This is a genomic window from Veillonellaceae bacterium (genome assembly GCA_025992895.1).
Classification (GTDB): Bacteria; Bacillota; Negativicutes; order Veillonellales; family Dialisteraceae; genus Dialister.
Map to the genome: position 1 here is coordinate 2134482 of DAJPGA010000001.1, position 24381 is coordinate 2158862.

A 24381-nucleotide genomic window follows, 5' to 3' on the forward strand; every position below is an offset into this window, starting at 1 on the left:
TCCTGCTCCTTCTTTCATTCAAATTACCGGAGGAAATCCCCGGCTGCCCTTTCGAGGCGCCTTGCCATGACGGCCGCCAGAATGCAGAGACAAATGTCGCCCGGCACCGCCAGAATGAAGCAATACAGCACGACCGGCCAGACGCCGATCGGTGTTCCCAGGTAGTAATTATTGATGATGTAAACGTAGACCATCCCGAAGAGATAGACGACGAGGAGGCCTGAAAGGTTTGCCAGAAGAATCTCGCCAAACGTCTTTCCTCCGGTGATTTTGCATATCCTTCCCGTCACCCACGCGCCTGCAATGAAGCCGACGAGGTAACCGAACGTCGGCTGGAAGATATACGAAGGCCCGCCTCCTTCCGTGAAAATCGGCACGCCCGAAAGTCCCAGAAGGACATAAAGCCCGACGGACAGCGCGCCCCTCCGGCTCCCTAAGATCAGCCCTGCCAGCGTCGTGAAGAGAAGCTGCAGCGTGAAGGGACAAACCGGAACCGGTATGCGGATGAATGCGCCGATCGCAATCAGCGCGGTGAAGAGGCCGAAGAGTACGAGCTCCTTCGTCCTGTTCCGTTCTGCTGTCATGTTCTTTACCATCCTGCCTCCAATTGTTCATCGTCTAAAATAATTCAGTTAACAACATCTTTATGATATAACAACTGTATTCTTGTTTCAACGTTTACAATCTATTTTAGCAATAGAAAATCGGGCTGTGAAAAAAAATGTGCACACATTTCGTCACAGCCCATTGCATTGGGGACTGGTATATTCAATTAGAAGATTATCTAACATGGATATACATTTTGTTTTATATGAAAACCGGAAAATCTCGCTGCGCTCGATGGAAATGAACCTCCTCAGGCAGCTCCGCCGCCAGCTCCCCCTACGGGGCGAGCTCTGACACCCTGGGCGATGATGCTTCGCCTTTTTAGAAAATGCAACTCTTTCGCCCAGCATCAGGAAAAAGATAGGCTGGGCACTTTCCCCTCCGGGGACAGTTCGGCGATGAGAAACAAAAGGAATCAGTTCTTATTTGTTTTAAACTTATATAGCTTCGTTCGAGAAAGGGAAAGTCTGCATTTACCTTATTTTGTCACAGCCCTTCCTTATATAAGACTTTATTTCACGTCCGGCCACGGCCTTACTGCTTCTGGCGTGCCGTCCTTATTTCCTATGATTTTTTCCATCCAGATGAGATCGATCCAGCGGCCATTTTTGAAACCGCTCTTCCTGAAATGTGCGGTTTCCGCAAAGCCAAGGTGCTTATGGAAATCGCGACTTCCATAGTCGATGAAATCATCCGGCTCCCCGGACGGACAGGCAATGGCAGAATACAGGTTGATGATCCCCATCTTCTTCAGGTCCTTTTCCAGCGCTTCATAGAGCATGCGCCCTGCGCCCTTTCCTTTTTCCTTCCTGTCCATGTAAATCGAAAGCTCGACGCTCCAGTCATACGCCTTTCTCTCTCCGAAACGGCCGGCATAGGCATAGCCGATGATCCTGCCATTCTCACAGGCAGCCAGATAGGGATAGGCCTTTTTCGTTGCACGGATTCGGCGCCTGAATTCTTCCGCATCAGGCGGCGTGAATTCGAAAGTGATTCCCGTCTCTTCTACATACGGACGGTAAATGGCTGCAATTGCTTCTGCATCCTCTTCTGTGACTTCTCTGATTGTGATATCCATACATCCTCCAAAAAGGCAAAAAGCCGCTATGGCAGACTGCCTTCAGCGGCTTTTTTTATTCAATTCATTTAATATGCAGGTTCATTTCATCAAGCGTCTCCGAGAAGCTGCCTGCGAAATGATCGAGGAACCAGTCGACTTCCTTCAGGTGAAGAGACTTCAGCTTCTCCCCCGTCGACTCCTTGGCCTCACGGAATTCCGTATTGCCGCTCTGGATTTCCTCGGCGCACTTGAGGTACGCGCTCATCGTATCCGCTGCCTTGGCAAGCGGCCAGGACGGATCCTTTTCCATATCTGCCACATACGGGCGGTAAGATTCACGGAGCTCAGGCGGCAGCGTCTTCAAGAGCTTTTCCCTGGCTTCATCTTCGATTTCCTGATACCTCTCCCTGAGGTCTTCGGTGAAATACTTGACCGGCGTCGGCATGTCGCCTGTGAAGACTTCGCTGGCATCGTGGTAGAGCGCAAGGGCCGCGCACCGCTCGGGATCGGCTTCCTCATGGAAGATATCCCTCCTGATGACAGCGAGCGCATGGGCGATCATGACCGTCTGCAGCGTATGCTCGGCATCGTTTTCAGGGATGGAATTCCGCATCAGCCCCCAGCGCGCGATGTACTTCAAGCGTGCCATGAAGGCAAAGAAAGGATAATTCATTCCATATCTCCCCATTTGTCACCATAGAACCAGAAGTGATGGACGGGGCCGTTTCCGTGGCCGACGGAATCGACGGCGCCTCTCTTGATGGCTCCGGAAATATATTTCTTTGCGCCGCTGACAGCGTCTGCTATCGAGAGCCCCCTTGCCAGCATGACGGCAAGAGCTGATGACAGCGTGCATCCTGTGCCGTGCGTATTGTCCGTCTCGATGCGTTCACCCTTGTAGACATGGAAATCGCTGCCGTCATAGAGGATATCCGTCGCATCTTCCACGCGGTGGCCGCCCTTCACAAGGACTGCCTGGCAGCCCAGAAGAGAGAGCTTCTTTGCGGCCTTTCGCATATCCTCTGCCGAATGGATTTCCATTTCAGAGAGGACCTCTGCCTCAGGAATGTTCGGCGTGATGAGTGTCGCAAGCGGTATGAGCTTTGTCTTGTACGCTTCGATGGCATCCTTTTCAAGGAGCACTGCGCCAGTCGTAGCGACCATGACGGGATCGACGACCAGGGGCGATGCCAGATGCTTTTCAAGGTAGGAAGCGACTGTCCTTGTGATGCCGGAAGTGGAAAGCATGCCTGTCTTCACTCCATCGGGCGGAATGTCCGAATAAATGGCATCAAGCTGCGCCTCTACCATTTCTTCAGGCGTATTCACCACCATGGTGACGCCCTGTGTATTCTGCGCCGTCAGCGCGCAGATGGCGCTCATGCCGTACGCCCCAAGAGCCGCAAATGTCTTCAGGTCGGCCTGGATGCCGGCGCCGCCGGATGAATCCGAGCCTGCTATCGTCAAAAGTTTCTTCATCGTATCAGTCCTCTTTCTTCAGCTGCTTCAGCCCCGGGGTGATGTAGCCGATGAATTTTCCCTGTTTCCATTTCACGTCATAGTCGATGATGGCAATCCCTGCCAGGTCGAACTTGATGGCCGCGCTGCAGGAGGAAAGAAGGTAGGCCTGCAGGAACGGATGATGACTGACGAGCGCGATCGGCGAGCCGTCCTGGATAAGGTGGTTCACGACCATCTGCCAGCTGCTCTGGAGAAGCTCGTCGGCCGTATGGATTTCCGAAGCGAAACACTCCTCCGCCAGGATCCCCGCCGTCTGGCGCGTCCTGTAATAAGGACTCGTATAAATGCGGATCGGATTTTCCTTCAGGAAATGGGCCAGCATCCGCGCGGACTTTCTCACCTGACGCATTCCCTTCGGCGTCAGGGAACGGTTCTGATTCGACACCTCTTCCGTCTGGGGAACGGCTTCCCCGTGACGCATAAGGATGATATACATTGCTATCCGCCTCTCTCTATGAAATCGTCAAAACTGACGGGAAATTATATAGTATCTGCCGGATCGACTTCTTCCTTCGTTCCGCCTACCGAATAGGTATCCTTCTCCTTCGGACCGCTCGCATACTTCACCGAGAGCCTCTTGCCGACCGTCAGGAAGGTCTGGTCGACCGGAGAACCATTGACAAGCACCTGGGAAATGACGACACGGCCGTCCTTGATCTTGATCTGCGCATAGATTTCATTCTTCATGCGCGTCTCGACCTTCTTGCCCTTTTCATCCTTCACCTGCACGCGTTCGGAAAGCTCGACGACAGAGAGCTTCTTCAGCTGTTCTGGAGACATGTAAAGACGGCTGGCCGGGAACGTGAAACGGACGACATCGCCATTGTCATTGATCGATTCGACGCGGGTGATGATGTAATTGCCGCCCGGTTCCTTGTCCGTGGCACCGGAAATCGTCATGAGGCCGTCATTGTCGACGACAGGCTTCAGATAAATCTCCTCGCCCCTGTGAGCCGGAGCTGAACCCTCCCACGGTGCTTCCGTGATAGGAATCGTGATGCCCAGGTAATTCTTGTTATAGAAATCGCCCTTGAACTGGATCTGCGCCGGCACCTTGTACTCAGCGCCGCTCGTCATGACACTTCTGTAATCGCCCCTTATGAAAATGAGCGTGACCACTTCGATGACAACGACGATGGCAAGAAGGATGAGTGAAAGTCTCTTATTTACCATGGCTTTCATCCTCCTTTCCTTCCGTTTCCGCAGGCGCATTGATATGCTTTGCCTTCACTTTCTTTCTCCTTTTCTTCTTCCCCGGAAGATAGAGGATGTAGCAGATGAAAGCGGAAAGAAGACCGGCCGCGATGAAGAATGCGCCTCGCTCGGTATACGTCAGCGCCGAGTCAATGACACGGATCGCACCGCCGCCGCAGAGGAGAAGGAAACCCGACCACTGCTGCGCAGGCCTGTCCATCTGATAGCCCCTGGCAATCACGCCGATCGCAAGGACGCCCGTATAAACCGATACGATCATAGGCGGGAAAGCTCCTGCCGGATCGAAGATCGCCGCAATCGCCGCAAGACCCATCACGAATGGAGTAAGCCCTGCCAGGATCGAAAGCCACTCTGCCTTCGTTCCCATGCGGAGAAGAAGAATCGCATCAATGACAAGGAAGAAAATGAAAACAGCCCATAAGAAGAAACTGCCTGAAATATTCTGCCATACAGCGCCGTATGCGCCTTCCAGAAGCACCGCGAAGACCGCAACGCCGCCAAAGAAACGCATCGCCTGCGCGCCGATACCGTACTCCCTGAACTCGCCCCCTGCCATCCAGGTCAGAGCCGCTGCCAGAGAGAAGAAAAGCGTCTGCCAGAGCATATTTCCTGCCGACCAGAAAATGAGGAGAAGAATCCCCACAGCCCAGCCCCAGGAGAAAAGAACGAGCGCCTTGTCACGCCTCTCATAGAGCATGCGCGCCATAAGAAGCAGCGCGATCATCATGAAAAGCCAGGAAACGATCTCCGGCCATCCGCGCTCCGGCGCCGTATAGAAAATCCCGACCGAGCAGGCCATGTAAAGAAGGCCGAGCCCCGCCGAAGATGTCACAATGCACATCAGAAGAAGCAGGAGTGCCAGAAGCGCAAGCCCTGAATACATATTTGAAGAAAGCTGGAACGAATCTGAAACCATCCAGAAAGCACCGAGAAGGCAGATTCCGTGAAGCGTCGCTGCCGCCTCGCGGATGAAAGCAGGCACCCGGTGATGCCACGTCTTGGCTGGCACCGTCCGCGTCCCTGAGGCGATCTTTGCCATCAGCCCCGCTTTCTTTCCGATCTTATCCACACTCCCGAAAGCATCCGAATCCGACACACCGCCGAATCCAAGGATTTCATCCGAAAGAGAAGTCCCCCGATAATCCGGCTCCGTCACATCAGGATCCGGAATCTTCTTATCCAAAAGAACCACGGCCAGCATCAAAAGGAAAGAAACAAGAAGCGGTCCCATCGCAAGAAGGAAACGCTGATCCTGCGTCAGCCCGTTCCAAAGCCCGGCCCCCAGAAAGAAGAGCCCGCCAAAGATGCAGACAGCCGCCAGGAAGAAAAACGCCTCCCGGTAAGGATACGGCCCCGCATGCTTGTACCGGGCCGAAAGCTCCTTCCCCTCTTCATCCGTGATGACCCCGTCATCCACCCATTGATTGATTTCCTGTTTCAACCACTGGCGATTCGTCATATATATCACTCCTGTCTATCAATGCAAGCAGGAAGCCCCGCAAAGCGGGCGGCAAGAGCCAAAATCCTACGATACCAAAGACTCCGCTTTCCCTGAAGACACACTTTCGGAGTCTACCTTTATTCTATACAAGATAGGAAGAAAAATCTATTTACTTTTTTAGGCCGGCCTTTTCTGAAAAGGAATATAGGGGAAAGGGGCGGCGAGAAGGAAAGGATGAAAACCGGACGACCTTGGTATGATTCAACAAGAAAGACAAAATAATATCATAAATATATTAGGAGGTCATTCTTATGCCATGTAAAACCAAAGCGTCCCCGGAGGAAATGTTAGACCAGATTGCTTCATATCTCTATCAGGGTGTTACGATTACCCAGGCAGCTGAAAATCTTCATATGAGCCGCATAACATTCAGGAAATGGGTCCTCCGGTATAAAGAGGAGGGCTTTAAGGGATTGCGGCCCAGGCAGCATTTGTCTTACTACTCCAATCAGATGAAGATCCAGGCCGTAAAGGAATATCTTAAAGGCGGTGTTTCCATGCTTTCCGTCTGTGCCAAATACAGAATTTCCGGCACACTCTCCCTTAAAACATGGATTGAGGCGTATAATGAGCATAAGTTGACAGACCTCGTTTCTGAAGGAGGAGATCTTATGGGCAAACGCCAGCAATCGGTCAAGGAAGAGCGAGTCAGAATCGTTCAGGAGTGCATCGCCAGTGGATGCGATTATAACAAGATAGCCAAGAAGTACAACATGTCCTACCAAACGCTCTACACATGGGTAAAAAAGTTCAAGGAAATGGGCGAAGTTGGTCTTGAGGATTACAGAGGAAAGCCGATCAGGCTCCAAACGCCCCGGACCGAAGAAGAACAGCTGCGTCAGGAGAATGCCAGACTTCTTGAAGAACAGAAGGATCTTATAGCAGAGATTGCCCTGCTAAAAAAAAAGATGGAGATAGAGGAAAGGTTGCGTTCCTCGAAGGATTCAGCCTTACTCACCTTCTCAGAGATTTTAAAGCCATAAAAGAAGTCCATGAAGAAACCAACATCTCCATAGAAAGTCTCTGCCGACTCTCAAAGGTCTCCCGGGCAGCTTATTACGGATGGCTGAATCATATTAAGAGCGGCCGTGAACTGCTGAGAGAAAAGGTCGCACAGGAGGTCATGAAAACCCATCAGGAATATCCGGATATGGGATACCGCCGGATTAACGATTGGATCAAGAAGGATGACAACATCAATATAAATGTAAGCGACAGTCTGGTTCTTCGTATCATGCGGATACTTAATATTAAGTCCGTGATCAAGTACAAGACCGATGGTTGCACTCGTAACGCAAAGGATCCAAAGTACATTTTTGAAAACCTGCTGAACCGTGACTTTGATGCCGGCGTGTCCAATGCAAGATGGATGACGGATGTCACTGAATTCAAGTACACAACTGCTGATGGAGTTTTGCACAAGTTATATTTAAGCGCGATTATTGACGGCCATGATCGCCGGATTGTCTCTTATGTCATCGGCGACAGGAACAATACTGCACTGGCTTTTGAGACAATGGAAAAGGCACTTAAAGAGAATCCTGGAGAACATCCAATGATTCATACCGACCGCGGATTCCAGTATACAAGCAACGGATTCCATAAGATTGTTGAAAAAGCAGGACTGGTTCACAGCATGTCCCGTGTAGGCTGCTGTGCAGACAACGGTCTGATGGAAGGGTTCTGGGGAATGCTGAAGCGCGAACGTTACTACACACGTAAATTCACCAGCCGTAAAGCAGTGGTAAGCATGATCAACGGCTACATCTACTTCTACAACAACAAACGCATTCAGCGCAAATTACATCTTTTAGCTCCAATGGAAGTATTCAACGCAGCTCCAATGGCCGCATGATTAAGATTAAAGTACGATTAGATTTTTTATGATATTTATTTGTCTGTATTAACAAATCCGCACCAACCTTGCTGACGCAAGCGGAAAACATGGTGGCAAAGGAAAAAGAAAAACCATAAAACCGAGCTGACGCTCGAGGGAATGCGGTCTCAGGGCCGTAGGCCGGTTTTAACCTTGCTCCGGGAGGAGAAGGTGGCGCCGAAGGCGACGGATGAGTTGCATTTCCTTCAGCCGAAGGCTGGTTGTAATGTTTTACGGTTTTTAAGTTTTTACGGTTTTTAAGCTTTTATGGTTTTCCCTCCTCCCCATCTTCACTTTTCGTATATTTTCCTGTATATATAAAGATGTGAGATTCTTTTTATATTTCTACTGGAGGGATTCATGATGCCTGAATATACACCTGCTCCTTTTAATAAAGAAATGAAGAAACGCTCTCAGTCCTTACGACGCAAAATGACGGAAGCTGAATCAAAGCTTTGGTATCAATGTCTGAAGAAGCACTATTATCACTTTCACCGGCAGTACGTTATTAGCTCTTTCATCGCCGATTTCTATTGCCCGTCCGCCCGCCTTGCTATCGAGCTGGACGGCTCACAACATTATTCAGAGATGGGTCTCAGATATGATCAATGGCGGACGGGCAAATTAAATGATAAGGGAATCGCCGTACTCCGTTTCACAAATTTAGACGTCTTTAAAAAGTTCGACGATGTAAAAGATTATATTGACTACATTACAACAGAACGACTTAAAAAATTAGGGAAGAGCATCTGATACCAGAAGAAATTTAGACCATAGAATGCCAAGCCTTGCTTGGCAGAGGAAAAGCACAAAACCATAAAACCTCGCTGCGCTCGAGGAAATACAACTCATCCGTCAGGCATCAGAACTTAAGGCCTGCCACCTTCCCTTCCAGGGCAAGGTCAAGGGCGAAACCATAAAACCTCGCTTTGCTCGAGGAAATGCAACTCATCCGTCAGGCATCAGAACTTGAGGCCTGACACCTTGGTATGATTCAACAAGAAAGACAGAATAATATCATAAATATATTAGGAGGTCATTCTTATGCCATGTAAAACCAAAGCGTCCCCGGAGGAAATGTTAGACCAGATTGCTTCATATCTCTATCAGGGTGTTACGATTACCCAGGCAGCTGAAAATCTTCATATGAGCCGCATAACATTCAGGAAATGGGTCCTCCGGTATAAAGAGGAGGGCTTTAAGGGATTGCGGCCCAGGCAGCATTTGTCTTACTACTCCAATCAGATGAAGATCCAGGCCGTAAAGGAATATCTTAAAGGCGGTGTTTCCATGCTTTCCGTCTGTGCCAAATACAGAATTTCCGGCACACTCTCCCTTAAAACATGGATTGAGGCGTATAATGAGCATAAGTTGACAGACCTCGTTTCTGAAGGAGGAGATCTTATGGGCAAACGCCAGCAATCGGTCAAGGAAGAGCGAGTCAGAATCGTTCAGGAGTGCATCGCCAGTGGATGCGATTATAACAAGATAGCCAAGAAGTACAACATGTCCTACCAAACGCTCTACACATGGGTAAAAAAGTTCAAGGAAATGGGCGAAGTTGGTCTTGAGGATTACAGAGGAAAGCCGATCAGGCTCCAAACGCCCCGGACCGAAGAAGAACAGCTGCGTCAGGAGAATGCCAGACTTCTTGAAGAACAGAAGGATCTTATAGCAGAGATTGCCCTGCTAAAAAAAAGATGGAGATAGAGGAAAGGTTGCGTTCCTCGAAGGATTCAGCCTTACTCACCTTCTCAGAGATTTTAAAGCCATAAAAGAAGTCCATGAAGAAACCAACATCTCCATAGAAAGTCTCTGCCGACTCTCAAAGGTCTCCCGGGCAGCTTATTACGGATGGCTGAATCATATTAAGAGCGGCCGTGAACTGCTGAGAGAAAAGGTCGCACAGGAGGTCATGAAAACCCATCAGGAATATCCGGATATGGGATACCGCCGGATTAACGATTGGATCAAGAAGGATGACAACATCAATATAAATGTAAGCGACAGTCTGGTTCTTCGTATCATGCGGATACTTAATATTAAGTCCGTGATCAAGTACAAGACCGATGGTTGCACTCGTAACGCAAAGGATCCAAAGTACATTTTTGAAAACCTGCTGAACCGTGACTTTGATGCCGGCGTGTCCAATGCAAGATGGATGACGGATGTCACTGAATTCAAGTACACAACTGCTGATGGAGTTTTGCACAAGTTATATTTAAGCGCGATTATTGACGGCCATGATCGCCGGATTGTCTCTTATGTCATCGGCGACAGGAACAATACTGCACTGGCTTTTGAGACAATGGAAAAGGCACTTAAAGAGAATCCTGGAGAACATCCAATGATTCATACCGACCGCGGATTCCAGTATACAAGCAACGGATTCCATAAGATTGTTGAAAAAGCAGGACTGGTTCACAGCATGTCCCGTGTAGGCTGCTGTGCAGACAACGGTCTGATGGAAGGGTTCTGGGGAATGCTGAAGCGCGAACGTTACTACACACGTAAATTCACCAGCCGTAAAGCAGTGGTAAGCATGATCAACGGCTACATCTACTTCTACAACAACAAACGCATTCAGCGCAAATTACATCTTTTAGCTCCAATGGAAGTATTCAACGCAGCTCCAATGGCTGCATGATTAAGATTAAAGTACGATTAGATTTTTTATGATATTTATTTGTCTGTATTAACAAATCCGCACCACCTTCTCTTCCAGAGCAAGGTCAAGTGCAAAACCATACAACCTCGCTCCGCTCGAGGGAACCTTTTATAAAAAACGATGAATACTGCACCCCTTCAGTCAGGCATCAGTATTGAGGCCTGACAGCTCCCCCGTGGGGGCGCCTTTCCGCTATCGTTCTTACCGCTATGTTACTTCGCCTACTGAGTCCTAATTTCCATCCCCCTCAAAAAAAAGGATGTACACTGTCGTGTACATCCTTTTGCTTATTTCACAATAAGTACGGGGCATTTGGAGCGGCTGACCATGTAGCTGGATACCGACCCCATGAAGATGCCTTTGAGCGGTCCGAGGCCGCGGCTTCCCATGACTACGAGGTCGATGCCGTTGTCTTCGGCCATGTTCAGGAGAACGGGTCCCGGGGAACCTACTTCGTAGAGTTCTTCGACCGGGATGTCTTTCGGAATCATTGCCTTTGCTTCTGCGATGTCCTTCTGGCACTGGCCTTCTCTGTCTTCGAGGAGTTTTGTCGTGAGGCAGCCTTCTGCGATGGATACCTGATCAAAATTGCTCATGGCAGAAACCATATTGCAAACCGAAGCGATGTATATTTTCGTCCCATCACCGGCGGCCGCGAGGTCCGATGCTTGCTGCACCGCTTTTTTCGCATGGTCGGAGCCGTCGTACGGCACCAGGATTTTCTTGTACTTTAACATAAAATCTCCGCCTTTCTCTTCAGAAATGGATGCGGAACGCCCTTTGGCTTTCCTCTTTCGACTTATTATACCATGAATCGGAATTCATCGTTAATAGGATTTTTAAACAGTTTCTTCGAAAAAGGCTCAAAAAATGAATGTGTCGGCGTCTGCTTCTTCCTTTGGATTGTGGAAAGGTACGACGATGGAGAAATGGTTGCTCTCTTCGAGGTCCTGCATTTCCCTTCTTGTCAGGTGATTCGGCCAGAGGGTGAATTCTGCGCGGCCTTCAGAGAGGTATTCGCCCGCTCTTCCGTAGCCATGGACGGAGCCTGTCAGAAGAATGCCCATGTCCGGATTATCATCAGCGAGGCGGCGGCTGAAGGATTTGGCCAGCTGCGCGTCGGTCAGGAGGTAAATGCCGCCTTTCTCCACAGTTTCCTCATCCCACGCTTTGAAAACGGAGTACGGCATATCAAGGACAGCGTCCCTTGCGAAATACTTTCTATGCGCCAGATTCAGCCATTCATCGTAAAGCTTCGGAGACATATAGATCGGATGATTATCGCCCATTCTCTCGCGGATGAGGACGGCAATCGAAAGACCCCTGCCATAGTGCGGCACCGGCAGCAGAAGCGGTTTGTCGTCCTTCACCATGTCTTCCACTGTCTTCATCACAGCATCACGCATCTCATCTCCGCGGTCCTCGCGGCTGTAGGCAGCATCGATCACGGCAAGATCAGCCGTCATGCCGCGGACATCGTCGCAGCGGTAGAAAGGATCTCCCTCGCGGTAATCCCCCGAGAAGAAAAGCTTCTTTCCTTCGATTTCAATCAGAAACCACACCGCGCCCGCGCAGTGCCCTGTCCTGCCCCAGGTCACCCGAAAATCCGGAGAAAGCTCCAGCTCCGGTGCCGTCGAGTCAAGGATCATCGTATTCAAAGGCTTGTGATGGATCTGACGGTACGTCTGATTCGACATCAGCACCTGCCCCGTGAATCCGTTTTCTTCCAAAAAATGAATTGCTCCCGTATGATCCCTGTGCGAATGCGTCACAAAAAGATAATCCGCACGGCGGATCTGCTCCATCGATAAATCCGGGACACGATCCATCCCGTCCGTGGACGTTCCCGCGTCCACCAGGAAAGCATGCCGCTCCCCTTCCACATAAAAGCAGTTGCGGCCCTGATCTCCGACACCGCCTGCAATATAAAAGCGCATATGTTCCTCCGGCTCTGAAACGGCCCGTCCCAAAAGAGCCCGGGAAGGGCCGGCGGACATCTCCGCCTGAAAAACAAAAAGAGACTGCATAGAAGAGCAGCCTCTTTGCTAAATTTCTTTGAACTTGTCCTTATATTATAGCCGTTTTGTCCATTTTTGTAAATCCAAATCAATGGCAGGAAATTACAGATTGCTTCCACGGGTCAGGCGATACAGCGTCATGTAAATTTCCTCTGCCTCATCAGCCGGATCTTCCTGTTTTCCCATGTACGTCGAAGCATTGCCGTCCGAATCATACACATTTTCCAGCTTATTCAGGATACGGTAACGGATCTGCGAAGGCCCCATCTGATCAGCCCCGACAGCCGTATCATACTGGAGAATCTTGTCCACCATCTTGTAATTGCCATAATCCGGATAAGACAGCGGATCCTTATATACCTCAGCATAAAGCTTACCGCGGATAATCGGCAGATCCCCGGCAGAAACCGGATCCCTCTCCACCGTCTCCATATCCGCATACACTCTCTCATCATCACTCACATACACCACAGCAAACCGTCCCGGATCATCCAGAAGCTTCTGTGAATTGACAGGCTTAGCCGCCATAGCCACACAAGGAATCGCCAAAGCCAGCATAGCCGCCTTGATGAATACACGTATATAGGACTATTATAACTGCTTTGGAAAAATGGTGCAAAAGGAGAGGGAAAATGGGGAATGGGGAAAACAGTGAAAACCGGACAACCGAAGGAAAACCGGACAACCGAGTCTGACGCAAACGGAAAATATGCCAACAAAAAGGCTTCCCCACGGGGGAGCTGGCGTCGGAGACGACCGAAACAGAAGTTCCACGGACGAAGTCCGGTTGTAAGGTTTTCCATCGAACGAAGTTCGGTTTAAGGGTGTTGACCTTGCTCCGAAAGGAGAAGTGGTGCGGATTTGTTAATACAGACAAATAAATATCATAAAAAATCTAATCGTACTTTAATCTTAATCATGCAGCCATTGGAGCTGCGTTGAATACTTCCATTGGAGCTAAAAGATGTAATTTGCGCTGAATGCGTTTGTTGTTGTAGAAGTAGATGTAGCCGTTGATCATGCTTACCACTGCTTTACGGCTGGTGAATTTACGTGTGTAGTAACGTTCGCGCTTCAGCATTCCCCAGAACCCTTCCATCAGACCGTTGTCTGCACAGCAGCCTACACGGGACATGCTGTGAACCAGTCCTGCTTTTTCAACAATCTTATGGAATCCGTTGCTTGTATACTGGAATCCGCGGTCGGTATGAATCATTGGATGTTCTCCAGGATTCTCTTTAAGTGCCTTTTCCATTGTCTCAAAAGCCAGTGCAGTATTGTTCCTGTCGCCGATGACATAAGAGACAATCCGGCGATCATGGCCGTCAATAATCGCGCTTAAATATAACTTGTGCAAAACTCCATCAGCAGTTGTGTACTTGAATTCAGTGACATCCGTCATCCATCTTGCATTGGACACGCCGGCATCAAAGTCACGGTTCAGCAGGTTTTCAAAAATGTACTTTGGATCCTTTGCGTTACGAGTGCAACCATCGGTCTTGTACTTGATCACGGACTTAATATTAAGTATCCGCATGATACGAAGAACCAGACTGTCGCTTACATTTATATTGATGTTGTCATCCTTCTTGATCCAATCGTTAATCCGGCGGTATCCCATATCCGGATATTCCTGATGGGTTTTCATGACCTCCTGTGCGACCTTTTCTCTCAGCAGTTCACGGCCGCTCTTAATATGATTCAGCCATCCGTAATAAGCTGCCCGGGAGACCTTTGAGAGTCGGCAGAGACTTTCTATGGAGATGTTGGTTTCTTCATGGACTTCTTTTATGGCTTTAAAATCTCTGAGAAGGTGAGTAAGGCTGGTATGATTCAACAAGAAAGACAGAATAATATCATAAATATATTAGGAGGTCATTCTTATGCCATGTAAAACCAAAGCGTCCCCGGAGGAAATGTTAGACCAGATTGCTTCATATCTCTATCAGGGTGTTACGATTACCCAGGCAGCTGAAAATCTTCATATGAGCCGCATAACATTCAGGAAATGGGTCCTCCGGTATAAAGAGGAGGGCTTTAAGGGATTGCGGCCCAGGCAGCATTTGTCTTACTACTCCAATCAGATGAAGATCCAGGCCGTAAAGGAATATCTTAAAGGCGGTGTTTCCATGCTTTCCGTCTGTGCCAAATACAGAATTTCCGGCACACTCTCCCTTAAAACATGGATTGAGGCGTATAATGAGCATAAGTTGACAGACCTCGTTTCTGAAGGAGGAGATCTTATGGGCAAACGCCAGCAATCGGTCAAGGAAGAGCGAGTCAGAATCGTTCAGGAGTGCATCGCCAGTGGATGCGATTATAACAAGATAGCCAAGAAGTACAACATGTCCTACCAAACGCTCTACACATGGGTAAAAAAGTTCAAGGAAATGGGCGAAGTTGGTCTTGAGGATTACAGAGGAAAGCCGATCAGGCTCCAAACGCCCCGGACCGAAGAAGAACAGCTGCGTCAGGAGAATGCCAGACTTCTTGAAGAACAGAAGGATCTTATAGCAGAGATTGCCCTGCTAAAAAAAAAGATGGAGATAGAGGAAAGGTTGCGTTCCTCGAAGGATTCAGCCTTACTCACCTTCTCAGAGATTTTAAAGCCATAAAAGAAGTCCATGAAGAAACCAACATCTCCATAGAAAGTCTCTGCCGACTCTCAAAGGTCTCCCGGGCAGCTTATTACGGATGGCTGAATCATATTAAGAGCGGCCGTGAACTGCTGAGAGAAAAGGTCGCACAGGAGGTCATGAAAACCCATCAGGAATATCCGGATATGGGATACCGCCGGATTAACGATTGGATCAAGAAGGATGACAACATCAATATAAATGTAAGCGACAGTCTGGTTCTTCGTATCATGCGGATACTTAATATTAAGTCCGTGATCAAGTACAAGACCGATGGTTGCACTCGTAACGCAAAGGATCCAAAGTACATTTTTGAAAACCTGCTGAACCGTGACTTTGATGCCGGCGTGTCCAATGCAAGATGGATGACGGATGTCACTGAATTCAAGTACACAACTGCTGATGGAGTTTTGCACAAGTTATATTTAAGCGCGATTATTGACGGCCATGATCGCCGGATTGTCTCTTATGTCATCGGCGACAGGAACAATACTGCACTGGCTTTTGAGACAATGGAAAAGGCACTTAAAGAGAATCCTGGAGAACATCCAATGATTCATACCGACCGCGGATTCCAGTATACAAGCAACGGATTCCATAAGATTGTTGAAAAAGCAGGACTGGTTCACAGCATGTCCCGTGTAGGCTGCTGTGCAGACAACGGTCTGATGGAAGGGTTCTGGGGAATGCTGAAGCGCGAACGTTACTACACACGTAAATTCACCAGCCGTAAAGCAGTGGTAAGCATGATCAACGGCTACATCTACTTCTACAACAACAAACGCATTCAGCGCAAATTACATCTTTTAGCTCCAATGGAAGTATTCAACGCAGCTCCAATGGCTGCATGATTAAGATTAAAGTACGATTAGATTTTTTATGATATTTATTTGTCTGTATTAACAAATCCGCACCAGGCTCGTCCAGGAAGCAAGGCCCATCGATCTTGTATACATCGGAATGAAGGTAAGGACACCGCCGTAAGCAAAGAATACAAGTCCGCCCAGGATAACGAAGGGAAGTGCTTTCTTTTCAAAGAAGTCACTTACATGAATGCCCTTCTTCTTTTTCCCGGAAGGTTTGACGACTTCATCAGGAAGGCGCTTCCTGTTTCCTGCAATGACTGCGGCAATCGCAAGAAGGCAGAGGAAGCCGAAGAGCATTTTCGAGCCGAACCAGCCGATGATCAGAAGGCCCACGAGCGGCCCGATGACCATGGCCATATTTCCGGATACGGCAAAGTATCCGATGCCTTCGCCTTTTCTTTTGGCAGGAAGGACGAGAGCTGCCATGGCAGCCGATGCGGTCGTGCCGATGGCAAAGACGATGCCATGGACCAGACGAAGCCCATAAACCATGTGAAGGCTCGATGCCAGAAGGAAGCCTCCCATGATGAGGACGAAGAGGACGGTCGAAATGAGAAGAAGCTTCTGCTTGTTCACGCCGTCAATGATGCGTCCTGCGATCGGCCTCGTGCAGACGGTCCCGATCTGAAAACAGGTCATGGCCATCCCTGCTGCAAGCTGTCCGTCGCCCAGGTCATCCATGATGAAGACTGGCAAAGCGGCTATCAAAATATACTGTGACATGAAATAAAAGAAATTCGTAAGACCCATCCCGATAAACTCAGGAGTCCAAAGCTTTTGCTGCGGCATACGATCACCTATTTCCTTTCACCGGCGCAACGGTAATTTATTTTTACCTATTAATAGAAAACATCTATAATGGAAACGTTTCTCTATTATAGCACAGGATTTGGAAAATGGTAAAAATTTTCGGAAACTCCCCCGCCCTTTCTTTTTCATGTCATAACCTGTCCTCCTTTCCGCTATAATAAAAGTGTCATAGTATAATAGAAATAATAAAGGAATGCTTGGTGGACTGCCGCCAGAAAGGACATCCCATGAGCTTACATTTCATATTCGGCCGCGCGGGCACGGGAAAGACGACCCGCTGCTGCCGGGAAATCCAGGATTATGTACGCGGGGAAACAGGAAGGAAGGCCTTCCTTCTCGTGCCGGACCAGGGAACGTACACGGCTGAGTACCTGCTCGCGAAATCGTTTCCGGGCGAAGGTTTCACAGACGTCACGGTCTGCGGCTTCTCGCGCCTTGCCTACCGCGTCTTTCAGGAGCTGCACTCGCCGGTCGCAGAAGCCCTCTCGCCGCTTGGCCAGCAGATCATCGTAAGAAGGATTCTTGATGAAAAGAAGGATGAACTCCAGATGATCGTCAAAGCTGCATCCCACCCGCATTTTTCGGAAGAAGTGCGCCTTCTTCTCCACCAGCTCGATCTTTTCTGCGTGACAGAAAATGATCTTGCCGATGCTGCAGAAGAAGAAGGGGACACGCCGCTTGGGCGCAAGATGAAGGATCTTTCCATCATCTATACGGCCTACAATGAATACCTCCGCACCCATTTCAATTATGAAGGCAGCCTTTTCGACCTTCTGTCGCGCGAAATTCCCAAGTCCGACATGATCCGTCATTCACGCATCTGGATCGACGGCTTCAACGGCATGGCACCGCAGAAGATCAATATCGTTTCCGCTCTCATCCATACGGCAGAGGAAGTCACGATGACGCTGCAGATGGACAGGCCGGAAGACGCCGCGGAGAATACGACCTTCCTTCGTCCTTACAAGCTGTACGAGGAACTTTCCCTTCGTGAACGCCATTCGGACTTCACGACGCTTACGGAAAAAGTCCGCTTCCATTCTCCCCGTCTTTCTTCGATGGATGAATTCTTCTTTGCCAGACGCGCTCTTTCATGCCCGCTTCCCAGGGAAAAAATCGTGCGCCCCGAAGAAGGGCTCCATATCCTCCGCGCCGCAAGGAAGGAAGAAGAGGTGGATGCGATTTCCCGTGCCATCCTGACGCTCGTCCGTGACAAGGGCTTCCGCTGGAGGGACATCCTTGTCCTTCTAAGGACGCCTGACGATTACACGGATATTTTCGAGCGCTCTTTTGAGAAATACAAGATTGCCGCCTTCATCGACAAGAAGCATCCGATGAACAACCATCCGCTCGTCATGATGACGGACGGCCTTCTCCGCTTCCTGACAGCTGAGACGACGAGGAAGAATTCCGGCTGGCAGAAGGAAACGATTTTCCGACTCTTGAAGACCTTCCTCCTGCGCGATCTCACGCCCGAGGAAACAGACCGTCTTGAAAACTACGTCCTCTCCCACGGCATCCGTGCCTGGCAGTGGCATAACCCATGGAAATTCCGTGAGTACTGGGATATTGACGCAGAAGCGCAGCCGCCTTCCGAGAAGGAGCTTGCGGCCCTCCGGGAAGCCAATGACTGGAGAGTGCGTCTCACAAGCCTCCTCGATCCCCTTGCCGCCTCCTGGAAGAAAGCTGAGACGGTCCGCGAAAAGTGCGCGCTCCTCTACCAGTTCTACCTTGATGAAAAGGTGCCGGATACGCTTGCCGGGCTCGATGATGTCGAATCTCTTCATACGAATATCCGCACGCACCTTCAGGTATGGAAAAAGATGCTCTCGCTTCTGGACGAAATCGTCCATGCTGCGGGTGATGAAATCATGAGTGGAAAGGATTTCCTCTCCCTCTTCGAAGACGGGCTATCCTCGCTCACGTATTCGACCATTCCGCCATCCCTTGACCATGTGACGGTCACCGGCATGGACCGCGGGTATGCCATGGAAGCGCGCGCCGTCTTCATTCCGGGCATCTGCGAAGGGGATTTCCCGAAGAACATCGGCGAATCCGGCTTCTTCACTGAATCGGAAAGGCAGAAGATTTTCTCAGAAAGCCGCCTCCGCTTCGGCGCCGATCTCATGCAGGTCGTCCATCAGGAGCAGTTCTACTGTTACCTGGCCCTGACGCGCGCTTCGGACGTCCTCTACCTCTCCCTTCCCGCGGTCAGGGAAGACGGCACGGAGACCGAGCCCTCGCTCCTTCTGACGCAGCTCTCCGGCCTCGGTTATCCATCGGAAGACATCCACGTCCTCCCGCCGTCCCCGGCCAATGACGATGCGTCCTTCTTCTGCAATCCCGATCAGGCGCTTTCCCTTCTCCCTTCCATCCTGCGCGAAAGCATCCCGGAGAAGGATTCCCGTTGGGCAGGCCTTGCTGCATGGGCAAAAAATAATCCTTCTTATGGCACTACCCTTTGGTTAAAGATGCAAAGCCTCCACTATTCCAATGAGGCAGAGCCGCTCCCGCTGGACATTGCCGCGCGCCTCTTCAAGCCGGGCGGAAGGTTCTTAAGCTCCGTCACCCGCCTTGAAAACTACCGCGGCTGCGCATACCGCTATTTCCTGCAATATGGCCTTGGCATCAAGGAAAGGGACACCGGAGACCTCCAGTCGCTCGACTTCGGCAATTACCTCCATGCATCGCTCCATCGTTTCGGAAGCGTCCTGGGGAAAGAGAACAAGCAGTGGAGAGATGCGACGGATGAGGACATCGAGAACCTTTCGAGCAAGATTGCCTCCTCCATCGCGCCCCGCGTCCGCTACGGCGCACTCCACTCGGATGCTGCCTCCCGCTACACGGAAAATGCGCTCAATAAGACATTCAAGAATACACTTTCTTCCTTAAGGGAATGGAGTAAGTCGAGCTCCTTTGACACGAAAGCCCTGGAGCACAAGTTCTTCCTGCACCTTCGGGCAGAAAACGGGGAAACCTTCACGCTGAACGGCAAGATCGACCGCGTCGATATGCTTGGCGAGAACGTCGCTGTCTACGACTACAAGACGGGCCATACGACGGCAAGCCTTGTGGAAATCGTCAGCGGCCTCAAGCTCCAGCTTCTCACCTACCTTCTGGGCCTCATGGAAGAGGCAGATGGGAATCCGCTCCTTCCTGCCGCTCTCATGTATATTTACCTTTCAGGCGATGTCAAGATCGTCTCGTCCGTGCCGCATAGTGGAATTCCTGACCTTCCGGCCAAGGACGGTGCATCCGGCTTTATCACCTCATCGGGTGTAACCGTTTACGATCTCGACAGCCGCGCCGGCAGTAATGACTCGATCCTTCCTGTCCGCATGAAGAATGACGGGAATCCGTATAATACAGGAAATGTGCTCTCCAAAGAAGATTTCGATTATCTTCTGCGGATCGTGAAGAAGAGGATCATCATGCTCTATGAAGAGATGATTTCCGGCAGGATCGATATCCGTCCCGTCCGCTTCAAGGGAAGCTCGCCCTGCAAGTACTGCCCATACCACTCCATCTGTCGCTTCGATCCGAGCCGCAGGGAAGAAAATTACGATTACATCCACGCTGTCAGCGACAAAGATATGCAGCGTGAGCTTCCAGGTATAGCATTCGATATGACAAAACCAAGAAAGGAGGATGACAATGGCTAACCGCTGGACCCCGGCGCAGCAGGAAGCGCTGGATACAAGAAACAAGAATCTCCTGCTCTCAGCCGCTGCAGGAAGCGGCAAGACCGCAGTCCTCACCGAACGCATCACCCGCATCGCAGGCGACATGGAAAGCGGCATCGATATCAATGAGCTCCTCGTCCTCACTTTCACAAAGGCAGCCGCCGCTGAAATGAAGAGCCGCGTCTCGGCGTCTTTGACAAACAAGCTCCGCGAAGCGGATGCAGAAAACAATCTGCCCCTCATCCATCACTTAGAGCGCCAGCTCTCTCTCATGGGAAGCGCGCAGATTTCCACGCTCGACTCCTTCTTCCAGTCGCTCCTCCGCCAGTACTTCTACCTCCTCGATCTGGATCCCAAGACACAGATCATGGCAGATGAAAACGAAGGATACCTGCTGAAGGAAGCCGTCCTTGCCGAAGTGCTGGAAAGATGGTACGAAGAAGCGGACCCGGATTTCCTCAAAACGGCCGACCTCTTTGCCAGCCGCTACCAGGACCGCGACCTGAAGGATACGATCCTGCGCATCCACAACTTCTCCTGCTCGATGCCATTCCCGATCGACTGGCTCAAGCATCTGCCCGATCCCTACAACATCCCCGATGGTACGAAGCTGGACGATATTCCCTGGAGCTATGATTTCCTGGCCTCGATCATTTCCACTTCGGAGAAGATCAGCGAATACTACCGCCGCGCCTTTGAGATCATGGATCAGAATGATGCAGCGCGTGCCGTCTACAGCGATCAGCTTTCGAATGAATACAGCTTCATTTCCTCTCTCGCCGAAGTTTCTTCCTGGAAAGACCTCTATGACCTTCCCTCCTTTACCTTCGCCCGTCGCACAATCGCAACCGCCAAGGTGCTGAAGCCTTATGGAATGCTTGTCAAAGAGTTCAATGCCACTCCGGATGCTGAGACCATCAAGGCTCTCCGGAAGCAGGCTGCGGCTACGTATAATAAGTCGATAGCTCCCCTGATCGGGATTTCCGAAGACCAGTGGATCGGAGAGACGCGCAATATGGCTCCGATCGTGAAGGTGCTCTCTGACATTACCATCGACTTCACGCATTCCCTTTCGGAGAGGAAACGCCAGGAAGGCGTCATGGATTTCAATGACCTGGAGCACTATGTCTTGGACGTCCTCGTCGACAAGGATGATCCGGCATTCACGCCTGAGACGGCCGCTGATTTCCCGTCGGAAGCCGCTCTTGCCATACGCTCCCGCTACAAGGAAGTCATGATCGATGAGTACCAGGACACGAATGGCGTGCAGGAACTCATCACGTCCCTTCTCTCCAGCGGAGACAACCGCTTCATGGTCGGCGACATCAAGCAGAGCATTTACCGCTTCCGTCAGGCAGACCCGACGATTTTCCTCGGAAAGTACAATGACTTCAGCACGAACGAGGCTGCCACAGACCACAGGATCGACCTCAATAAGAATTTCCGAAGCGATGCGGCCATCCTTTCTTCCATCAATTTCATCTTCCGCCAGATCATGACGGAAAGAAATCTGGAGCTGAACTACGGGGAAGCCGAAGCGCTCTACCCGGGACGCCACGAGGAAGAGAGACCCGCTGATTACTGCGGCGGCTCTGTCTCCATCGGCCTCATCGACAAGGATATCGAAGAGGCTAAGAATGATAATCCCAAAATCAAGGATATGGAAAATATACGCCTTGAAGGCAGACTGATTGCGGCAAAAATCCGCAGCCTCATCGACAGCAAGGCCAAGGTCATGAACGGCGACGGCACCTTCCGCCCCATCACTTACAGTGATATCGTCATTCTTCTCCGCTCTGTGGCAGGAAAGGCGCCCATCCTTTTGAAGGTCATGGGAGAATACGGCATTCCTGCGATTTCCGACAGGGAAGATGACTACATCCAGAATCCGGAAGTCGAGACGCTCCTTGCGCTCCTCAAGATCATCGACAATCCGCTGCAGGACCTGGCGCTGACGGCTGTCCTGCGTTCTGTCTTCGTAGGCCTTGATGAAGAGGATCTTTCGCGCCTGCGCCTGGCCCAGAAGGCTGCCGGTGCTGAGCATATCTGGCCTGTCCTTGGAAATGCGGATCATATCCTCAAACCGGGAGGAGCCGGCCTTGTTTCTTCCTTCCTTTCCCTCTATAAGGAATGGCGCCTGCAGGCTGTCAAGGACGGCGCAGCACCGCTTATCAGGAAGATCATCGCGGATACCGATTACCTCACTTACGTCTCCGGACTTTCCGGCGGCGAATTCAGGAAAGCGCATGTCCTTGCCTTCTACCAGCTGGCTCTTTCGAGGGACAGCGGCGCCAGGAGCGGCCTCTACTCTTTCCTCACCGAGCTCTCGCGCCTGACGAAGGACGGACGTAATTTCCGCGCCAAGACGCCTTCTGTCTCTGCTGCCGATGCCGTCCGCATCATGACGATCCACAGGAGCAAGGGTCTTGAATTCCCGGTCGTCTTCCTGGCCGATGCGGCAAAAGAATTCAACCTGCGCGACACGAAGGCAACGGCCGTCTGCCACAAGGACAGGGGAATCGGCATCCAGTACTATGACGAAGAGACCCATGCACGCTGGCCCAGCCTCTACTGGTATTCCGTCCGCTCCGCTTCCGAAAGGGAAAGCAAGGCTGAAGAAGCGCGCCTCCTCTACGTCGCCATGACGCGCGCAAGAGACAAGCTCTTCATTACAGCCACTTTGAAGGATACCATAAGATCCCTTGACCTCTGGATGGCCTCCCTGGCCGGCACGGAAACAGGCGAAGTCCGCCCGCTCCCGTCCTATATTACGGCCGGTGCCGCTTCCTACCTTGACTGGATCATGCCGGCGGCGCTCCGCCACCGCTCATCAAAAGAGGTATGGGACCGTCTCATGCGCATCCCCTCCTATGCCGAGGATGCAGAAGGAGACCACTCCCTTTTCGATATTTCCATCACTCCGGAAACTTCGCTCCTCAGGGCGGATGAAACCGCGGATGCTGCGGAAACGGAAAAGCAGCTGATCGAGGTGGAAGAAACGCCGGAGACGAATGCTGACCGCTTCCTTGCTTCTCTTCCTTCTGAGGTCCCCGAAGATCTTTCCCGCCGTCTCACATGGAGCTATGCCTTCCCGGGCGCTGCCAATACACCGGGCAAGCTGACGGCAACAGCCGCGGTCAAGCTTCGTGAAACGCTTGAAGCTTCGGAAAGCGATGAACCGCCATATGCCTCTGAAATCCTGGCGCCGGACCTTCCTCCCCTTCCTGAAACGGAAGAGGGCGAAGAAAATGAGGAAACAGAAGGAATGAAGGAAACTCTTCCTGCCGATTATGCAGAGCCTCCTGCTTTCCTTTCCGGCGGAAAACCAGGCTTTACAGGTACTTCCTTTGGTACGCTCATGCATAAGGCAATGGAAATGATCGATTTCAAAACCGTCCCGGCAACAAGGGAAGCACTCCGGAATGAAATCATGCGCCTTACGGAATCGGGCATCTTCACGAAGGATGAAGAAGACGTCCTCCTTTCGGAAAGGAAGTATACGAATCCTGTCGCTTCTCTCATCACTTTCGCAGAAAGCCCACTTGGCACTCTCATGAAGGAAGCAGAGACGGTCAGGAAGGAAATGCCCTTCTCGATCCTCCTTCCGGCGGATTCTTTCTATCCCGACTGTGAAAAGGGAGAGAAGATATTCCTGCAGGGGATCATGGACTGCCTCCTTGAAACGAAGGATGGCCTTACCGTCATCGATTACAAGACGGACCGCGTCATGACCGAAGAGGAACTTCGCGAGCATTACAAGATCCAGCTTCAGGTCTACGGGGAAGCCGCGGAAAAGCTCCTCGGAAAACCTGTCGTCCACCTTTTCCTCTGGGCCTTCCGCTTAGGAAAAGCCATCGACATACCTCTCCATAGGAATTAAAGCAAGCAAAAAGGATGTGAACCATTTGGAACACATCCTTT

21 protein-coding genes are annotated in these 24381 nt (G+C 50.7%); 9 read left to right on the forward strand and 12 right to left on the reverse strand.

Annotated features, from left to right (window positions below; genetic code table 11):
* Positions 1-23: 23 nt before the first annotated feature.
* The 7 genes from OIM03_09580 to OIM03_09610 all read right to left on the reverse strand — a co-directional run bounded on the left by OIM03_09580 (position 24) and on the right by OIM03_09610 (position 5861).
* Positions 24-596: a biotin transporter BioY gene (locus OIM03_09580; protein ID HJI74500.1), complete on the reverse strand. Its 573-nt coding sequence runs from the start codon at positions 594-596 to the stop codon at positions 24-26.
* A gap of 521 nt (positions 597-1117) precedes the next feature.
* Positions 1118-1684, reverse strand: a complete 567-nt coding sequence (locus tag OIM03_09585) for a GNAT family N-acetyltransferase (GenBank protein HJI74501.1) — start codon at positions 1682-1684, stop codon at positions 1118-1120.
* Between the two features lie 64 nt (positions 1685-1748).
* Positions 1749-2339, reverse strand: coding sequence for a 5'-deoxynucleotidase (gene yfbR, locus OIM03_09590; protein HJI74502.1), 591 nt, complete (start codon positions 2337-2339; stop codon positions 1749-1751).
* Positions 2336-3145 carry a bifunctional hydroxymethylpyrimidine kinase/phosphomethylpyrimidine kinase gene (gene thiD / locus OIM03_09595; GenBank protein HJI74503.1) on the reverse strand — a complete coding sequence of 270 codons (810 nt, stop codon included), beginning with the start codon at positions 3143-3145 and terminating at the stop codon, positions 2336-2338. Before thiD ends, yfbR begins: the two co-directional genes overlap by 4 nt.
* Before the next feature lie 4 nt (positions 3146-3149).
* Positions 3150-3623 (reverse strand): histidine phosphatase family protein, encoded by a 474-nt coding sequence (locus OIM03_09600; GenBank protein HJI74504.1) that lies wholly within the window; start codon positions 3621-3623, stop codon positions 3150-3152.
* 44 nt (positions 3624-3667) lie between these two features.
* The gene (locus OIM03_09605; protein HJI74505.1) at positions 3668-4360 is read right to left on the reverse strand and encodes a hypothetical protein; all 693 of its coding nucleotides are present in this window, start codon (positions 4358-4360) and stop codon (positions 3668-3670) included.
* Complete coding sequence (locus tag OIM03_09610) at positions 4350-5861, reverse strand: DUF2157 domain-containing protein (protein ID HJI74506.1); 1512 nt, start codon at positions 5859-5861, stop codon at positions 4350-4352. Before OIM03_09610 ends, OIM03_09605 begins: the two co-directional genes overlap by 11 nt.
* A 326-nt stretch (positions 5862-6187) precedes the next feature.
* Here OIM03_09610 and OIM03_09615 point away from each other — a divergent pair, with 326 nt between their 5' ends.
* From OIM03_09615 to OIM03_09635, 5 genes are all read left to right on the forward strand, one after another.
* Complete coding sequence (locus OIM03_09615) at positions 6188-6886, forward strand: helix-turn-helix domain-containing protein (protein ID HJI74507.1); 699 nt, start codon at positions 6188-6190, stop codon at positions 6884-6886.
* A 29-nt stretch (positions 6887-6915) separates the two neighbouring features.
* Positions 6916-7758 (forward strand): IS3 family transposase, encoded by an 843-nt coding sequence (locus OIM03_09620; protein HJI74508.1) that lies wholly within the window; start codon positions 6916-6918, stop codon positions 7756-7758.
* A gap of 381 nt (positions 7759-8139) precedes the next feature.
* Complete coding sequence (locus OIM03_09625; GenBank protein HJI74509.1) at positions 8140-8532, forward strand: endonuclease domain-containing protein; 393 nt, start codon at positions 8140-8142, stop codon at positions 8530-8532.
* Positions 8533-8856: 324 nt separating this feature from the next.
* Positions 8857-9489, forward strand: coding sequence for a helix-turn-helix domain-containing protein (locus OIM03_09630; protein HJI74510.1), 633 nt, complete (start codon positions 8857-8859; stop codon positions 9487-9489).
* Positions 9490-9550: 61 nt separating this feature from the next.
* Positions 9551-10426 carry an IS3 family transposase gene (locus tag OIM03_09635; protein HJI74511.1) on the forward strand — a complete coding sequence of 292 codons (876 nt, stop codon included), beginning with the start codon at positions 9551-9553 and terminating at the stop codon, positions 10424-10426.
* A gap of 308 nt (positions 10427-10734) precedes the next feature.
* On the opposite strand, the gene OIM03_09640 is transcribed toward OIM03_09635, so the two are convergent.
* From OIM03_09640 to OIM03_09655, 4 genes are all read right to left on the reverse strand, one after another.
* The gene (locus tag OIM03_09640; GenBank protein ID HJI74512.1) at positions 10735-11184 is read right to left on the reverse strand and encodes a universal stress protein; all 450 of its coding nucleotides are present in this window, start codon (positions 11182-11184) and stop codon (positions 10735-10737) included.
* 126 nt (positions 11185-11310) lie between these two features.
* Positions 11311-12384 (reverse strand): MBL fold metallo-hydrolase, encoded by a 1074-nt coding sequence (locus OIM03_09645; GenBank protein ID HJI74513.1) that lies wholly within the window; start codon positions 12382-12384, stop codon positions 11311-11313.
* 183 nt (positions 12385-12567) lie between these two features.
* A complete protein-coding gene (locus OIM03_09650) occupies positions 12568-13023 on the reverse strand; it encodes a hypothetical protein (GenBank protein HJI74514.1) in 456 nt (151 codons plus the stop codon).
* A 358-nt stretch (positions 13024-13381) separates the two neighbouring features.
* Complete coding sequence (locus OIM03_09655) at positions 13382-14302, reverse strand: IS3 family transposase (GenBank protein HJI74515.1); 921 nt, start codon at positions 14300-14302, stop codon at positions 13382-13384.
* A gap of 79 nt (positions 14303-14381) precedes the next feature.
* Between OIM03_09655 and OIM03_09660 the strand changes: the two genes are divergently transcribed.
* On the forward strand, positions 14382-15080 hold the full coding sequence (locus tag OIM03_09660) for a helix-turn-helix domain-containing protein (GenBank protein ID HJI74516.1): 699 nt from the start codon (positions 14382-14384) through the stop codon (positions 15078-15080).
* Between the two features lie 29 nt (positions 15081-15109).
* Positions 15110-15952 carry an IS3 family transposase gene (locus tag OIM03_09665; GenBank protein HJI74517.1) on the forward strand — a complete coding sequence of 281 codons (843 nt, stop codon included), beginning with the start codon at positions 15110-15112 and terminating at the stop codon, positions 15950-15952.
* A 48-nt stretch (positions 15953-16000) separates the two neighbouring features.
* On the opposite strand, the gene OIM03_09670 is transcribed toward OIM03_09665, so the two are convergent.
* Positions 16001-16717: an MFS transporter gene (locus OIM03_09670; protein ID HJI74518.1), complete on the reverse strand. Its 717-nt coding sequence runs from the start codon at positions 16715-16717 to the stop codon at positions 16001-16003.
* 287 nt (positions 16718-17004) lie between these two features.
* Here OIM03_09670 and OIM03_09675 point away from each other — a divergent pair, with 287 nt between their 5' ends.
* Entirely contained in the window at positions 17005-20439 is a 3435-nt protein-coding gene (locus OIM03_09675; protein ID HJI74519.1) for a PD-(D/E)XK nuclease family protein, read from the forward strand.
* Positions 20432-24340, forward strand: coding sequence for a helicase-exonuclease AddAB subunit AddA (gene addA / locus OIM03_09680; protein HJI74520.1), 3909 nt, complete (start codon positions 20432-20434; stop codon positions 24338-24340). The genes OIM03_09675 and addA overlap by 8 nt, the downstream gene beginning before the upstream one ends.
* Positions 24341-24381: the final 41 nt, after the last annotated feature.

What these genes read in the sequence shown, in the direction of transcription:
- OIM03_09675 (HJI74519.1), top strand. Translation starts at nt 17,005, where the DNA reads ATGAGCTTACATTTCATATTCGGCCGCGCGGGCACGGGAAAGACGACC.
- OIM03_09585 (HJI74501.1), bottom strand. Translation starts at nt 1,684, where the DNA reads ATGGATATCACAATCAGAGAAGTCACAGAAGAGGATGCAGAAGCAATT.
- OIM03_09640 (HJI74512.1), bottom strand. Translation starts at nt 11,184, where the DNA reads ATGTTAAAGTACAAGAAAATCCTGGTGCCGTACGACGGCTCCGACCAT.
- OIM03_09670 (HJI74518.1), bottom strand. Translation starts at nt 16,717, where the DNA reads ATGGGTCTTACGAATTTCTTTTATTTCATGTCACAGTATATTTTGATA.
- OIM03_09660 (HJI74516.1), top strand. Translation starts at nt 14,382, where the DNA reads ATGTTAGACCAGATTGCTTCATATCTCTATCAGGGTGTTACGATTACC.
- OIM03_09600 (HJI74504.1), bottom strand. Translation starts at nt 3,623, where the DNA reads ATGTATATCATCCTTATGCGTCACGGGGAAGCCGTTCCCCAGACGGAA.
- OIM03_09605 (HJI74505.1), bottom strand. Translation starts at nt 4,360, where the DNA reads ATGGTAAATAAGAGACTTTCACTCATCCTTCTTGCCATCGTCGTTGTC.
- OIM03_09630 (HJI74510.1), top strand. Translation starts at nt 8,857, where the DNA reads ATGTTAGACCAGATTGCTTCATATCTCTATCAGGGTGTTACGATTACC.
- OIM03_09645 (HJI74513.1), bottom strand. Translation starts at nt 12,384, where the DNA reads ATGCGCTTTTATATTGCAGGCGGTGTCGGAGATCAGGGCCGCAACTGC.
- OIM03_09615 (HJI74507.1), top strand. Translation starts at nt 6,188, where the DNA reads ATGTTAGACCAGATTGCTTCATATCTCTATCAGGGTGTTACGATTACC.
- OIM03_09625 (HJI74509.1), top strand. Translation starts at nt 8,140, where the DNA reads ATGATGCCTGAATATACACCTGCTCCTTTTAATAAAGAAATGAAGAAA.
- yfbR (HJI74502.1), bottom strand. Translation starts at nt 2,339, where the DNA reads ATGAATTATCCTTTCTTTGCCTTCATGGCACGCTTGAAGTACATCGCG.
- addA (HJI74520.1), top strand. Translation starts at nt 20,432, where the DNA reads ATGGCTAACCGCTGGACCCCGGCGCAGCAGGAAGCGCTGGATACAAGA.
- OIM03_09610 (HJI74506.1), bottom strand. Translation starts at nt 5,861, where the DNA reads ATGACGAATCGCCAGTGGTTGAAACAGGAAATCAATCAATGGGTGGAT.
- OIM03_09650 (HJI74514.1), bottom strand. Translation starts at nt 13,023, where the DNA reads ATGCTGGCTTTGGCGATTCCTTGTGTGGCTATGGCGGCTAAGCCTGTC.
- thiD (HJI74503.1), bottom strand. Translation starts at nt 3,145, where the DNA reads ATGAAGAAACTTTTGACGATAGCAGGCTCGGATTCATCCGGCGGCGCC.
- OIM03_09580 (HJI74500.1), bottom strand. Translation starts at nt 596, where the DNA reads ATGGTAAAGAACATGACAGCAGAACGGAACAGGACGAAGGAGCTCGTA.